Raw genomic sequence first — 14,930 nt, forward strand, 5'->3', positions numbered from 1 at the left:
TAAAAGAATACATTCTACTTTAAATTATGATACTCCTATGCTATACTTTAAGAAATTAAGGAATACTTAAATGCAATATGTATGGAACCCGTGCAATTACAATAAATAAAATTAACTGTTATAGTTCAAATAAAACTATATGATAAAAATTCAATTTTCAAAGAGAATATAATCTATGGAAATAATTAATTTATTTGATGATACTATAATAAAGTTCGCTAATAACCTGCATACAAATTATAAGGCATTAGACTTTTTCTTTTCTTCTATAACAAATTTAGGCGAAGCATTGCCTTTAATGATTATAACTATAATATTAATATTTATAAAAAGAACAAGATTCTGCGGTATAAATATGGCAATCAGTTTATTTGTATCTATAGTAATAGGAGCATTTATATTAAAGCCTTTAATAGCCAGAGAAAGACCTTTTATGGATCCTATTTATAATGAATATTGGATTGCTGTAGGAAAACATTTAGAAACATCTTTTTCATGTCCTTCATCGCATACAACAGCTTCGTTTGCTGCTCTGTCATAATTAGTTTCTATTCTTCCATTATCATTAATTATTATATATTGAAAATTTTTAAGTTTGTCAATTTTTTTATTGTTTTTTCCAGCCTTCGCTTGCCTATGGCGGGTTTCGCCAAAATAACCTTGTATCCTAGATAAACTCGGATACACTTCGCAAAAAGTGCAAGTAAAAAAAAATAATGCTGAATAGCACTAATTATATTTAACATCTTGAAATATAGCCTTTAACATATGCGTTCTTTGTGACAATACCTCAGGTACTTCCTTTGATTGCAAAAGAAGCTGGAGTTCGGGTGCTAATCCCAGAAAAAACATAGTAACTAATTTTAACAAACTATAGTTATTTATGTGTATTTATCTATTATCAGGATCGAATCTCTGTAAAAGTCTTATAAGAAAATAAGCTGCTAAAAACATTATAGGACATAATGCCCACTCTATACCTTTTGGAAGTCCGGGAAAAACTTGTATAATAGAGCCTAATACAAAACCTGATATTATTAAATAAGAAGCCTTTACATAATGCTCCATCCAATATTCTAAAATTTTAGTGGTAAGAACAACTCCCAAAATAGAACCTATAGCTAAAGGAATTAAATAAGGTAAATAAAGATTATGTACCGCGTCAATAGTTTCCTGATATATACCCAAAAGTAAAAACATATATGATACACTTATACCTGGAAGTATCATTGCAATGGCTACTATTAAACCAGCTATTATAAGTATAAAATACATAAATACTTCGCTTTTATCTGATGAACTGCTGAAAAAACCTTCTGGTATAATTGATATTAAATATACTATTGCTGCTCCTAATAGTATGTATATAATACTCACAAAATTAAATTTATATTCTTTAGTTTTATTATAAACCGTATTAAAACCTCCAAGTGCTGCCCCCATAAAAAAGAAAGCAGAAACAGTGTAATACTTCTCTATCAAGTTTGATAAAGGTTTTGATATTATCACCATTCCTAAAAGAGAGCCCGCACAAAAAAATATTAAAAATAAAAAGTTAAACTTATTTTTAATAAAATAATTTTCATTCTTTGGGAAAGTTAAAACACTGCTTAAAGAAGATATTAATTTATCATATATACCAAGTATCATAGCCATAGTGCCTCCGCTGAAACCAGGCACAAGCATAGAAGCTCCTATTATAAATCCTTTTATAACCGTATATATATAATTCATAAATCCTAAAAATTTCATATTTTTCATAATCCTCTAAAATATAATTTTTTACTTGATATTAGAGAAAGGATAATACAATGTAAAACAATTTTAATCAAGCATGTTTTTACAATTATTTTAAAATATTTACATTAAAGTACTATTTTAACATATTTTTTAAGAACATATATAATAATTTTTTACTTTAATTAATGATAGGAATGTATCCAGTATCTTTAACTAAATACTGACCTTGTTCTGAAAGTATAAAATCTATTAATTTTTGAACTTTTGGATTTTCTTCTAAGCATTATCATATAGCATGCTTTCATAAGTATTATAGTAAATTGTTGAGCATAAAACATAAGCTGTATCATAGCTGCTGTTTGCTGCTCTGTCATAATTAGTTTCTATTCTTCCATTATCATTAATTATTATATAATAAAAATTTTTAAGTTTGTCAACAGCGAGCCGCTGCACCTTCCCGCACGGTATTGTTTATTCTTATCAAATGTCAATAATACGTGTGGCTGATTACCTATTATTATACCAAATAAGCAATTTACTATACATCTAAAACATATTTTAATCATTAATAAAAATATATCATGTTACAAATAAAATTATAATTACATTTATAAACAACTGAAATTTGACAAGATATAGTTGTTTAGGTATATAATGAAAATTTTTAAGTTTGTCAACTGCGAGCTCTCCCTCATCTTCGTTCGGGACGCACGGTATTGTTTATTCTTATCAAATGTCAACGATACATGCGGCTGATTGCCTATTATTATGTAAAATAAATTATTTATTTTACATTTTAAACTTATTTTATTAATGCTAAATAATACTTTATACTATTTATAAGTTATCATTAAATCTATAAATAATTAAAATTTGACAAATTATATTCGTTTAAGTATATACTGAAATAATAAGTAAATTTATATTCAAGCAATAATAATACAAATGTAATTAATAATAAAAAGAGACAGCTTTTTTAAACTTAAAAAACCATCTCTTTATATATCATCATTTTAATTTAAATAATAAAATCAAGCAGCATCTTTTTTAACTTTATTTTGATAATACCAATCAACAAATACAGCAATAGCATTATCTCCAGAAACATTAGCAGCAGTACCGAATGAGTCCTGAGTTAAATATAATGCTATCATTAGTCCCTGCAATTCTTCTCCAGTAATTCCAACCATATAAAGGAAAGGCAAAGCACTCATTATAGCACCGCCCGGAGCACCTGGAGCAGCTACCATAGCGATTCCTAACATAAGTATAAAAGGAAGTATTGAACTGTATGTAGGATTTTGTCCTAATATTAATATAACAGCAGTAGAACAGCATGTAATAGTTATCATAGAGCCTGCCAAGTGTATAGTAGCACAAAGAGGTATTACAAATTTTCTGATTTGTTCGGATACTCCGTTTTTCTCTGCTGCTATCAAACTAACAGGTATAGTTGCCGCACTGCTTTGTGTACCTATAGCTGTAAAGTAAGGAGGTATTTGATTTTTTATAAGCATTAAAGGAGATTTCTTTCCTATAATACCAGAAATGATAAATAAAGCTGTTATATAAAGCAAATGAAGAATAATAACAACAACAAATACTTTAGCAAATATCACTATAATATGCTGTATGCTTCCTGCATATGCTAAATTAGCAAATGTACCCAAAATATGAAGAGGGAGTATAGGAATAATGATATTTTTTAATATAGTTTGTATAACCTCTTCAGAATCTTTTACTATAGAAAACAATTCCGATCCTTGTCCTTTAGGTCTTAACAAAGTAATTCCTATACCTAATATAAAAGCAAATATTACAGCTGATGTAACATCAAATAAAGGCTTCAAAGGTATAGTAAAATAACTTTCCAAACCAGATTCCAATTTTATATTGCTCAAAGTAGCTGAACCTAAAAGTGTAGGGAAAAGATTGGAAGCTACAAAAAATGCTATACTTCCAGCTACCAATGTAGAAGCATATGATATAATAACTGTAATACCTATTAACTTAGGAGCTCCTTCCGTTAAATTGGCAATACCATAACCTATAAATGTTACCACCATCAAAGGTATAATAAAGTTTAAAAATAAACTGAATATAGCACTTATAGTTACAAATATTCTCACTATAGGTGCTGGAAGAAACATACCAACTAATATACCTAAAATTATACCTATAATAATTCTAGGCAAAAGACCTATTTTTTTCATCTGTTTTGCTCCGTAATTTTTTCTATATATAGTATTATATAATTTTTTTCTATGCATTCAACGTATATATGTAGAATTTAATTTTTTTTAATGTATAGATTATATTAAGCATACATTTAATAATACATGTTATACATATAATAAACCATATAATTGATATACAGGCACATAAAATAGTTTGACAAATTAATCTATTTTTGTATAATTTATACATAAAAATAAAATAGGAAATTAATAAAATGAAAATAGGTCATGGTTACGATTTGCATGTACTTACTGAAAATCGTAAACTAATATTAGCAGGCATTGAAATACCATATGAATTAGGACTTAAAGGTCATTCCGATGCTGATGCAGTTATTCATGCGGTTATAGATTCTATATTCGGAGCATTAGCTCTTGGAGATATAGGAAGTCATTTTCCTGATAATGATGAAAAATATAAAGATATATCTTCGGTCATTTTATTAAAACAAACTGTTTCTATAATGAAAGAAAAAAACTATAATATTGGAAATATAGATATTACAATAATTTTGGAAAAACCAAAACTAAGAAATTACATAGATATAATGAGAGAAAACCTATCTAAATTACTGTCAACTGATATAGAAAACATTTCAATAAAAGCAAAAACAAATGAAAAGATGGACTCTGTAGGAAGAGGAGAAGCTATTGCTGTTCATTGTGTGTGCTTATTAGAAAAAATAAAGTGTTAGGAAAATAATATATGGCTGCTGCAAAAATTAATACTAAATATTTACTAGACCTTGTTTCGAGAAGTTTTGCTTTAACTATACCTTTACTAGATAAAAATAAAAAAACTAAGGTAGAAGTTCAGTACTTACTTGCAAGAATAATAGATACTATAGAAGATTCAAGCCATACAGTACAGGATAAGGAAACATTAATAACTGGATTTATAAACATATTAAAATCGGAAAACACTGATAATTTAGAAAATTTAAAAAAGGTAGTTATAGAGCATACTATCAATGAAAATGATAAAATATTAATAGAAAACATAGAAGTAGTATTAAAGGCATTTTTTGCTTTTAAACAAGAAATAAAAAACATGTCAGTATCTTATTTAAGAGAAATGGGTTATGGAATGGTATACTATCAGGACCACACTATATCTACATTTGAAGATTTAGATGATTACTGTTATTATGTAGCGGGTACTGTAGGAGTTTATCTTACAGAACTTGTAAAAATGCTTGATAATTTGGAATTAGACAAAGAAAAAGCAAAAAGTTTAGGAAGATTCTTACAAAAAGTAAATATTATAAAAGATGCCAAAATTGATTATAAAGAAAAAAGAGTATTCTGGCCATTAACATTATTTGATAATGAAAATCCAGCTCCGTATTTTGAAGATGGTGCTTATATGGATAAATCTATGGAAATTTTAAATCAAATGATAAAATCGGCTATGAATGAGTTTAAAAATTCTATAGAATACATAATGACTATAGAAAAAAAATCTTTAGGCTACAGACATTTCTGCCTTCTTTCAACACTTATGGGATATGAGACCATAAAACTTATGAAAAATAATTATAATATATTTATGGGTGAAACTATAAAAATACCTAGAAAAACTACTTTAGAAATAGCTGCCAAAGTAAAAGCTGATTTTTATACCAATAAAAAATTAGAAGATTTGCTTGAAAAGGCATTTGCTAAAGAAGCTGAAGAAAAACCTAAAGAAGAAGAATAATTAAATCATTTCTTTTATACTCTCTTAAAAATATATACATATTTTGTATATTGATATAAATGCCGATATATATTAAAATTATGTAAACTTAAAAAATTCTGGAGTTATGAGTAGTATGTTTAGACTTATTAGTATTGTATTGCTGATTTTTAGTATGGCAGCTGGTATATCATTTGCCCAAACTAATGAAAAAAACGTGTATGAAGGTGCACAGTATATAAGAAATGAAGAAGAAGCAAAAGCAGCTTACAGTTTAGCTTTGTATTATAAAGAAAGAGCATTAGCCTCTAAAACTGCAGCAGCAGAAACTATTAAAGACTTGGAAAGTGCCAAAGTAATACTTTTAGAAGTTCTTAAATATGTTCAAAATAAAGATATATATATAACATTAGCAGAAACACATGAAGCTTTGGGAGAATATTATCAAAGTTCAAAAATTTATGATAATCTAGTTTTGAATAATCCTGAAGATACAGAACTGTTAGTTAAAGCAGCAGAAAGAAATATTTTTGTGATAAACAATATAGATAAAGCTAGATACTATCTTCAAACTGCTTATGAAATAGATCAGTCAAATAATGATGCATTAATATTATTAGGTTTTACATACTATCAGAAAAGAGAATTTGAACAGGCTGTATATTATTTTAATAAAGTAAATGAAAATAACAGAGCAAGCAATAATTATATGCAGTATTATAATTTTTATTATGGTATGAGCGAGTTTTATTTAAGCAAATTTAATAATGCCGTATTAAGATTAAATAAACTTCAAAATATTCAGTTAGCCCCTAGTGATGAATACAGTGCTTCTTATGCAGTAGTAAAAAGCTATCAGGCATTAGAAAAATATAATGAAGCCTATTCCAACAGCATGCTTATTGATGATGCTTTATTTTTAAGTGCATATTTAAGTTTTATGTCTGATAAATATAATAATGAATTATTTAATGAAATAGATCCTTCATACCCTAATACTCCTAAAATATTATCCATAATTATGGAAGCAGAAACTAACGGATACAGTAATGCTTTGAATATGATAGAAACCGATTTAGACAGAAGAGAAATAGATTTAGATATTATACAAACATATTATAAAATGGTAAATGAAACAGGAAGCAAAGATGATAAAATAAAATCAGAAATGGATATAATATCATTCTATCTTATGATAAAAAATATAGATGCTTTACCTAAACATATAGACAATTTATTAAATTATGATAAAAGCGGAAAGTTCAATAACTTATATCTGCAGGCTGCATTAGAGTTTAAAAACCAAAATAATTATAAATCATCTAAGGAAATGATAGAAAAATATTTATCTTTGGATAATAAAGATATAAAAGAAAATGAATTAGTATCCTTAGTATTAACAGCAAGTGATATAGGAGAGGCTGCTTTAGCAATAAGTGCCGCTGAAAAATATGAAAAAACAAAATATTCATTCAGCTATTTAAAAGCATATGCCTCATTTGTTAATAAAGATAATGAAAATACTATTAAATATTTAAATGAAGACTTTGAATATTTTTCAAACAATAAATCAAATACAAATGATTACAGAATAAATATTCCATATGTAACAGCATTAGCAGCAGATAATAAAGAGTCAGCATTACTATATGCTAATTACAAATATTCATTAGATACAAACTCAGCAGAAAATATAAACAGTTTATCTTGGGCATTAACTGATTTAGGGGAGGATTTGGACAGAGCAATAAGTCTTTCAAAAAATGCAGTATCATTAGAACCAAAATCTCCTCACTATATAGATACTCTAGGAGTGGCATACTACAAAAAAGGCGATTATGATAATGCACTAAAAACTTTATTAAAGGCATTATTATATATAGATGAAGGCTCTAAAGCTGAAATATATGCTCATATAGCAGATACTTATTACGCTAAAAATGATTATAAAAATGCTCTTAAATACTACAGAAAATCTATATCATCTTATGAAAAAGAATTTGATTATGATGAAAATAGAATAAAAGAGAAAATAAAAAGTTTAACTGAGAATAATTAAATAGGTTTTATCATATATAATTTTTAGAAAGAGGATTTACAAATAATGATAAATAAAAATACTATTTTTTTAATTATATTTATATTAGTTTCGTCGGTTACTTTATTTGCTCAAAATGAAAAAGATGTAATGAAAGAGGCTTTTAACAGATTCTCAAAATCTCCTTTTACATCTATATATTCATCAGGAGGAGCATTTTACAGCGGTGATGATTTAGACCAAATGCCTATGCTTGTTAATTATTACAAAAACAGCAACAATAAATATATGAATGTTACAGATGGGCTTTTAGGAAGCCTCATATTTGATGCTGAAGTTAATAATAATAATCTTACATTAGATTTGCCCGAAGCAGAAACTCCTTTAAAAAGAAATTTTGATGAGTTCGCTTTAGAAGCTCCTATTATGCGTTTCCCAAAAGTTTATGCCGATATACTTGATTATAAATTTATAGACTTATCAAAAAAAATAGTAAGCAGCAATATTACACTCGGTAAAAATTGGCATACTTTAAAAATAGGATATATAGACAGAGTAGATACAATAGTTTTTTCAGCAAGCTCATACAGAGTAAGAAGTTTTTCTACTGCTTTTATGGATAATGTTATTGATGTACAGTTAGGCTCTTATACTACAGTTAATAATATACCATACCCTCAGGAATTTATTATGAAAAGCAAAACTGATAAAAGAGAGATAAGATACAATATTACAAATGTATCAGCAGGGGATAAAGCAAGACAAGATGCTAAAAAACTAGGCTGGTAATAAAATAATGTTTGATTATAATTCTATACTTGAAAATATAAGCTCTGTTACAAATATACAAATAACTGAAGAAAATAAAAATAAACTTTTGAAATATGCAAATCTTGTAATGGATTATAATAAAAATATTAATATTACAGGAGCTAAAACTATAGAAGATTTTTTTAATGATCATATAGCAGACAGTCTTTTAGCATTAAATATATTTCATGACTATGATAATATAATAGATATAGGAAGCGGAGGAGGACTTCCGTCTATACCGCTTTCTATTATTTACAATAATAAAAAGTTCACATTATGCGAATCCAAAAATAAAAAGTGCGAATTTTTAAGACTTGCCAAAAAAGAATTAGAATTAAACAATATAGAAATAAAATGTATCAATGCTTATGAGATAAAAGAAAAATATGATACGGTAACTTCAAGAGCTTTCTCTGATATATCTGCACTTATAAAAATTTTTAATAAACTAAAAAAAGATAAAAACTCCAATCTAATACTATATAAAGGCAAAATAGAAAAGATAGAAGAAGAACTATCTAATATTCAAAAAAATAAATATAATATAGAAATAAAAAAATTAGAAAATAGAGATAAAGAACGCCATATATTAATTATCTCTTAATTTGCTTCGTTATTATCACCTTTGGTAGCAGTCTTCAAATCTACTCCAAGCATGAATAAGAATATAAAACCAATTATAACTATAGGAACTATACCCATCATATGATAAACAAGAGCATAAGGAGCAGCAACAGCTCTGTCTACACCTATTAAAGAAAGCCCAAATATAATAGCCCATTCAAAAGGTCCTATTCCAGAAGGAGCAGAAGGAACAGCAAAACCAAAACCTCCCACAGCAAACATAAATAATGCTATTATAGGAGAAGCCTTAATATCAAAAGCCATAAGAAGAAAACTTATAGTAAGTATCTGTCCTATAAGATAAAGAATAGTATAGAAAAATATTAAAAATATATGTTTAGCATCATTTTTAAATCCTATACCGTCTATAAAATTGCATGAAAATAAAATTAACTTATCCCCAATATTTTTTGGAAGTATACCAAACACTTTATGAAACACCTTATGAGCAAAATCACGTTTCCAAACCAAAAATATTAATACCAAAAAACCAACTATAGATAAAACAAATAAAGCAATAGCAGCGTATGTAACAGTCTGAGGTAAATTAGGTATAAATATAACAGAAAGACATAATATAACTCCTCCTGTTATAACATCAAAAAGTCTTTCAGTAACAACTGAAGCTATCAATGCAGATTTACTTACATCCTCTTTTACACCCAAAATATAAGCACGTGCCACCTCTCCAAGTTTTGCTGGAAGTATATTATTTCCCATATATCCTATATATGTAGCCATAACAACGGTTCTTTTTTTTATATGTTTTTTAAGAGGTATAAAACATTCCCATCTTAATCCTCTTAATGCTATTATAACAACGCTTAATATAAGAGAAATAACAAAATATAAAATATTAATATTCTTTACTACTTCTAATGATTCTTTTATATTAATGCCTCTAAAAGCAAAATATAAACATACTATACTAATAACAATACCTATAATAACCTGTATAATCGTTTTATGTGTTTTATTCATTAAAAATATCCATTATCTAACAAAATTTTTCATAAGAGCTATAAAATTATCAAAATCATTAAGCATATCTTTTGCAATATCCAAATTAAATTTAGGCAAATACTGAATTTTATTTGCATTGCTTATTTCTATTTTTGTACCATTAGCACAATCTTCAAGTATATTCTTTACTATAGTAGTTAAATCTATAACAGCATTATAAACACTAAGAATTATTTTATTTCCTTCAGCATCTATTTTATTAACCATAGTTTCTATTAAATCTCTATTAGCATTAGCTTTATTTTTTGATATAATCCAACCTTTAAGACGCTTAAAATTCTCAGATTCCGGACTTAATGTAGTATCAAATTTCTGTATAACTTCTCTGGCATCATTCAATATATAAAAAGCATCTAAGCCTAATGAATTTCTATCTTTATGAACAAATTCAGCCCCCAAAAACATATCATTAAGAGGATCTTTATAATTTATATCAAACATCTCTATAATAAAAGTCTTTATATATTGAAGCGGCTCTACACAAGTAAATATAGGGCAGTCAAATTTTTCCAGCTGTTCATTTTTCTCTTCATTAACATTTGATAGTTTTAATATTTCTATACCGCTAAACATCTTATTACGCATTCCAGCTATTTTACTGCTCTTTATATCAGCAACTATACTGTCCATATCTTTTTTAAGATTATTAGTAAAGTCTGTAATATAGTTTACAAATATATTCACATTTGAAGGATTCACAGTACACTTATATGTAAAATCTTTAAGCAAATATACTATGATATCATGAAGAAGATTAGGAGTCTGCAAATATTTTACTCTTGCAAGAAAAAATTTAATATTTTTTTCAGGTATAGCAGGAACGCCTAAATACTGCTGAAAAACATTTAAAGCAGATAAAAGCTCTTTTCTTATTACTATAGAACTAATAGCATAATCTAATTTTACCAAGTCATCAACTATCTGCATATTAGAACTAGGCTTAAACTGAGGATTAGAACTATAAGCCCCATCTACGAATGAAGGACAGAAAGCTCTTAAAAATAAAAAGAAATCAAAATTTGAAAGCTGAGCAAAGTCTTTTAGAATATTAAAAGTCAAATTTATTTCTTTTCCGCTTTCACCGCTTATATATTTTTTAAATTGCACAAAATTATTTTTTACTTCATTAAATACTGAATTTGGATTATTACCTTCCTGTATTTTAGCAAGCATATAATCTCTATTTAAAGTTGAATATATTTCTTTAATTTCGCTGCTGAAAGAAAACTCTATCAAATAATACGAAAACTGTTTGCCGTCTTTTACTATAAACTCATCTTTTAAAGGTGCAAGCAAAGGACCTATAACCTTATACATTTCAAATATAAATTTAGCACAAGTAACTGTAAGAGCTTTGGTTTTCAAATCTACAAAATCATATTTCTGCTTTGATATTCTATCCGAATATTCTTCCATACGCATTTTTTCTACTAATTCGGGCGTTCTTATGTTAAATAAATTGTACTTAATATAATCAAAAAAATTCACTGTTACACTACCCCATTCATATTTTTCAATTTTTAGATATCATATAATATACTAAATTAACTAATATTTAAAGTTTTTTTAAAAAAATTTTACTATTAAAAGAGCTATTCTTTAATAGCATTCAAAGCATTTCTAGCTTCTTCATAATTATTATCTATTTCCAAGGACTTTTCAAAATTTTCTATAGCAAGTTTTTTATTTCCAGTGGCAGCATGTATCAAACCTATATTATAATATACTAATTTGTTATTCTTATCAACATCTAAAGCCTTTTCTAAATATCTTATTGCCATTTTATTACTATTTTTTTTCTTATAACAGGAAGATATATTGCATAACACATAAGGATTAAGTCCTTCATAATTGGCATTAACCTCATGAAAAAGAGAAAGTGCCTTATCATAATCCTCATTATGATGATATATGCATCCAAGCAAATTAATTATATCATTTGTAGGCTTAGCATCGTATGCAAAATTGGCATATTCTAAAGCTATATCATACTCTCTCCAAGCAAATGACTGAAAAGCTATATATGAACATCTCTTATAATCTTTAGGTCTTATTTTTGTATTTCTTGATAACTCTAACGCCTTTTCCAAATAATCTTTTCTATTTTCTTTATCCATAACAGCCATATATTCATATACAAAAGCATTTTCTTTACCGATTTCTACAAGTTTATGAAAATAATTCAAAGCAGCATCATATTGATTTTTTTTCATATTTAAAAAAGCCGTCATATACAATGCTTCTGGATAATCAGGGCATTTTAATAATATTGAGTTATAATACTCTTCAGCATCTTTAAGTCTAGCTTCTTTAAGAGCGATTCTAGCCAAAATAGATAAAGTATACGGATCGTTAGGCTTTTTCTCTAAAATAGCGTTATACTTATTTAGCTGCTTAGCATATTTACTAGACATAAACAAACTCACTAAATTATTTTTATAAATGTATAATGTATATAATACAATAATTTATAATATATGTAAAACAATTATTAATCAATTATTCATAAAATTTTAACATCATATCCTTTCTATAATCGGCAAATCTATCATTTTCAATAGAACTTCTTAAATCTTTCATAAATCTCTGCATAAACCTAACATTATGTATGGTCATAAGCGTAGAAAACAGTATTTCATGTACTTTATCTAAATGATTAAGATATGCTTTAGAGAAATTACGGCAGGTATAACAATCGCATTTATCCTCAAGAACTGTATCATCTGTTCTGTATTTAGAGTTTCTTATCCTAACAATACCATTCATGGTAAATGCTTCTCCATTTCTTGCATTTCTAGTAGGCATAACGCAGTCAAACATATCTATACCTTCCATAACAGCATTAAGTATATCACGCGGCTCACTAACCCCCATCAAATAACGAGGCTTACTTTTATCTGTATAAAGCATTACTTTAGAAAGTACATCATGCATCTTCTCTGGAGTTTCACCAACAGAAAGTCCTCCTATTGAATAAAAAGGAAAACCCATATTTACTAAAGTCTCGGCACTCTCTTTTCTTAAATCATCAAACATACCGCCTTGTATAATTCCGCCTAAATACTGATATTCGCTGTTTGGAGTGCTGTCATGATAGTCTTTACATTCTTTAGCCCATTTATGAGTTCTAAGCATTGCCTCTTTAGCATATTCATATGAAGCATCGTATTTTGAACATTCATCAAGACACATTATAAAGTCTGCTCCTATAATATGTTCCGCTTCCATTACACTTCTAGGGGTAAAAAGATATTTAGAGCCGTCAATATGAGAGCTGAACTCAACGCCGTCATTATTGATATTTCTTAGTTTAGCAAGCGAAAATACCTGAAATCCGCCTGAATCTGTAAGCATAGCTCCTTTCCAAGCCATAAATTTTTTAACTCCGCCGAATTTCTTTAATACTTCAAGTCCAGGTTTTAACACCAAATGATAAGTATTAGCAAGTATTATTTTACTTTCTGTTTCTTCTATCATAAGAGGAGTTAAAGCTTTAACAGTAGCCTTTGTACCTACAGGCATAAAAACTGGCGTATCTATTTCTACACCATTTATTTCAATTTTTCCTAATCTAGCCGAAGTTTTAGAACTTGTTTTTAATACATTAAAAGAAAATGACATACTATACCTTTATTTCAAATATTTAAATGCTATTTTATACGAAAATGAATAAATATCAAATTTTATTATATAAAAAAGGGGACTTATAAAGCCCCCAAATAAATATATACAACAAAAATATTATCTTATTGTCTTTTAGAAATATGCTCTATTTTTTATCTATCGTACTTAAATCGTATACACATATAGATGAAATTAACTAATAATAGTTTATTATAATAATATTGTCCTTTATAATAAAAAATAAACTAATAACTATATACTATATCATATTATATTATTTTTATCAAAAAAGAATTATTAAAATAATAATATTTTTTATCACATTTACATAATTATAAAATATTCCTAATACATGTAATACAATTATATTATATACCTAAACGATTATAGTTTGTCAAATTTTAGTTATTTATAAATGTAATTATAATCTATTCATAATATAATATATTTTTATTAATCAACAAAATATGTTTTAGATGTATAGTAAATTACTTGTTTTGTATAATAATAGCTAATCAGCCTCATACCACTTCGGGACTTCCTCACTTCGTTCGGTCGCGTTGACATTTGATAAGAATAAACTATACCGTGCGGTAAGGGCACGCGAAGCGTCCCGAACGAAGATGAGGGAGAGCTCGCGGTTGACAAACTTAAGAATTTTCAGTATATACTGGAACGATTTCATTTTGCCAATTGATGCACATTATATAGAATTATCAACTTTTTTGCAGCACACACCATACTTAACAGTACTTCCTTCGGTCGCAGGCGGGCTTCGCCAAAAGTTTTTGCCAAAGGCACGCTTCGCGAAAAACGCAATTACTAGAACTTTATATTTTATATATACGTATTAAATGTAGTGTATATCCATAAATTTAGGCTAAAAATACAGTTATTTTGGTTCTTTTATACCACACCATGGGCGGACAGACGTCATAAAAGAACTGGGGTGTTGCGTAGCACACAGCGTGGTGGGCAAAGCCCCATATATTAAAAACAAAATATAACTTCATTTTTGACAAACTATAGTTGTTTAGGTATATACTAAAAATTTTTAAGTTTGTCAATTTTTTTATTGTTCTTTTTCCCGCCGCAAAAAGAACCAAAAAGTGCAAGTATTAAAATTATTATTAAATCGTACTAATTATGTTTT

13 protein-coding genes are annotated in these 14,930 nt (G+C 27.2%); 6 read left to right on the forward strand and 7 right to left on the reverse strand.

From position 1 onward, the window contains the following. The first annotated feature begins 175 nt into the window (after positions 1–175). A complete protein-coding gene (locus tag Q1X91_RS10810; protein ID WP_300757092.1) occupies positions 176–541 on the forward strand; it encodes a phosphatase PAP2 family protein in 366 nt (121 codons plus the stop codon). Positions 542–891: 350 nt separating this feature from the next. Here Q1X91_RS10810 and Q1X91_RS10815 read toward each other — a convergent pair whose 3' ends face one another. From Q1X91_RS10815 to Q1X91_RS10825, 3 genes are all read right to left on the reverse strand, one after another. Then, entirely contained in the window at positions 892–1,752 is an 861-nt protein-coding gene (locus Q1X91_RS10815; RefSeq protein WP_366945514.1) for a DUF368 domain-containing protein, read from the reverse strand. A gap of 197 nt (positions 1,753–1,949) precedes the next feature. Then, a complete protein-coding gene (locus Q1X91_RS10820) occupies positions 1,950–2,114 on the reverse strand; it encodes a hypothetical protein (RefSeq protein ID WP_300757096.1) in 165 nt (54 codons plus the stop codon). A gap of 657 nt (positions 2,115–2,771) precedes the next feature. Continuing rightward, positions 2,772–3,953, reverse strand: a complete 1,182-nt coding sequence (locus Q1X91_RS10825; RefSeq protein ID WP_300757099.1) for a cation:dicarboxylase symporter family transporter — start codon at positions 3,951–3,953, stop codon at positions 2,772–2,774. Positions 3,954–4,192: 239 nt separating this feature from the next. Here Q1X91_RS10825 and ispF point away from each other — a divergent pair, with 239 nt between their 5' ends. The 5 genes from ispF to rsmG all read left to right on the forward strand — a co-directional run bounded on the left by ispF (position 4,193) and on the right by rsmG (position 9,110). Beyond that, a complete protein-coding gene (gene ispF, locus Q1X91_RS10830) occupies positions 4,193–4,672 on the forward strand; it encodes a 2-C-methyl-D-erythritol 2,4-cyclodiphosphate synthase (RefSeq protein WP_300757102.1) in 480 nt (159 codons plus the stop codon). An 11-nt stretch (positions 4,673–4,683) separates the two neighbouring features. After that, positions 4,684–5,676 carry a squalene/phytoene synthase family protein gene (locus Q1X91_RS10835; protein WP_300757104.1) on the forward strand — a complete coding sequence of 331 codons (993 nt, stop codon included), beginning with the start codon at positions 4,684–4,686 and terminating at the stop codon, positions 5,674–5,676. Between the two features lie 115 nt (positions 5,677–5,791). Next, positions 5,792–7,714 (forward strand): tetratricopeptide repeat protein, encoded by a 1,923-nt coding sequence (locus Q1X91_RS10840; protein WP_300757106.1) that lies wholly within the window; start codon positions 5,792–5,794, stop codon positions 7,712–7,714. 45 nt (positions 7,715–7,759) lie between these two features. Further along, positions 7,760–8,482: a hypothetical protein gene (locus tag Q1X91_RS10845; RefSeq protein ID WP_300757111.1), complete on the forward strand. Its 723-nt coding sequence runs from the start codon at positions 7,760–7,762 to the stop codon at positions 8,480–8,482. Between the two features lie 7 nt (positions 8,483–8,489). Further along, complete coding sequence (gene rsmG, locus Q1X91_RS10850) at positions 8,490–9,110, forward strand: 16S rRNA (guanine(527)-N(7))-methyltransferase RsmG (RefSeq protein ID WP_300757113.1); 621 nt, start codon at positions 8,490–8,492, stop codon at positions 9,108–9,110. On the opposite strand, the gene Q1X91_RS10855 is transcribed toward rsmG, so the two are convergent. The 4 genes from Q1X91_RS10855 to tgt form a co-directional block, all read right to left on the reverse strand. Beyond that, positions 9,107–10,111: a lysylphosphatidylglycerol synthase transmembrane domain-containing protein gene (locus Q1X91_RS10855; protein WP_300757115.1), complete on the reverse strand. Its 1,005-nt coding sequence runs from the start codon at positions 10,109–10,111 to the stop codon at positions 9,107–9,109. The genes rsmG and Q1X91_RS10855 overlap by 4 nt on opposite strands. A gap of 12 nt (positions 10,112–10,123) precedes the next feature. Next, on the reverse strand, positions 10,124–11,641 hold the full coding sequence (locus Q1X91_RS10860) for a DUF5312 family protein (protein ID WP_366945513.1): 1,518 nt from the start codon (positions 11,639–11,641) through the stop codon (positions 10,124–10,126). Positions 11,642–11,745: 104 nt separating this feature from the next. Further along, entirely contained in the window at positions 11,746–12,567 is an 822-nt protein-coding gene (locus Q1X91_RS10865; RefSeq protein WP_300757117.1) for a tetratricopeptide repeat protein, read from the reverse strand. A gap of 85 nt (positions 12,568–12,652) precedes the next feature. Then, positions 12,653–13,774: a tRNA guanosine(34) transglycosylase Tgt gene (gene tgt / locus Q1X91_RS10870; protein ID WP_300757120.1), complete on the reverse strand. Its 1,122-nt coding sequence runs from the start codon at positions 13,772–13,774 to the stop codon at positions 12,653–12,655. Positions 13,775–14,930 lie beyond the last annotated feature (1,156 nt).

The sequence above is a fragment of the uncultured Brachyspira sp. genome (genome assembly GCF_949287625.1).
In the GTDB taxonomy this organism is placed as follows: Bacteria; Spirochaetota; Brachyspiria; order Brachyspirales; family Brachyspiraceae; genus Brachyspira.

Bases quoted from the DNA above. Each gene is read 5' to 3' on its own strand.
- Q1X91_RS10810 (WP_300757092.1), top strand. From the start codon at position 176: ATGGAAATAATTAATTTATTTGATGATACTATAATAAAGTTCGCTAAT.
- Q1X91_RS10815 (WP_366945514.1), bottom strand. From the start codon at position 1,752: ATGAAATTTTTAGGATTTATGAATTATATATATACGGTTATAAAAGGA.
- Q1X91_RS10820 (WP_300757096.1), bottom strand. From the start codon at position 2,114: ATGACAGAGCAGCAAACAGCAGCTATGATACAGCTTATGTTTTATGCT.
- Q1X91_RS10825 (WP_300757099.1), bottom strand. From the start codon at position 3,953: ATGAAAAAAATAGGTCTTTTGCCTAGAATTATTATAGGTATAATTTTA.
- ispF (WP_300757102.1), top strand. From the start codon at position 4,193: ATGAAAATAGGTCATGGTTACGATTTGCATGTACTTACTGAAAATCGT.
- Q1X91_RS10835 (WP_300757104.1), top strand. From the start codon at position 4,684: ATGGCTGCTGCAAAAATTAATACTAAATATTTACTAGACCTTGTTTCG.
- Q1X91_RS10840 (WP_300757106.1), top strand. From the start codon at position 5,792: ATGTTTAGACTTATTAGTATTGTATTGCTGATTTTTAGTATGGCAGCT.
- Q1X91_RS10845 (WP_300757111.1), top strand. From the start codon at position 7,760: ATGATAAATAAAAATACTATTTTTTTAATTATATTTATATTAGTTTCG.
- rsmG (WP_300757113.1), top strand. From the start codon at position 8,490: ATGTTTGATTATAATTCTATACTTGAAAATATAAGCTCTGTTACAAAT.
- Q1X91_RS10855 (WP_300757115.1), bottom strand. From the start codon at position 10,111: ATGAATAAAACACATAAAACGATTATACAGGTTATTATAGGTATTGTT.
- Q1X91_RS10865 (WP_300757117.1), bottom strand. From the start codon at position 12,567: ATGTCTAGTAAATATGCTAAGCAGCTAAATAAGTATAACGCTATTTTA.
- tgt (WP_300757120.1), bottom strand. From the start codon at position 13,774: ATGTCATTTTCTTTTAATGTATTAAAAACAAGTTCTAAAACTTCGGCT.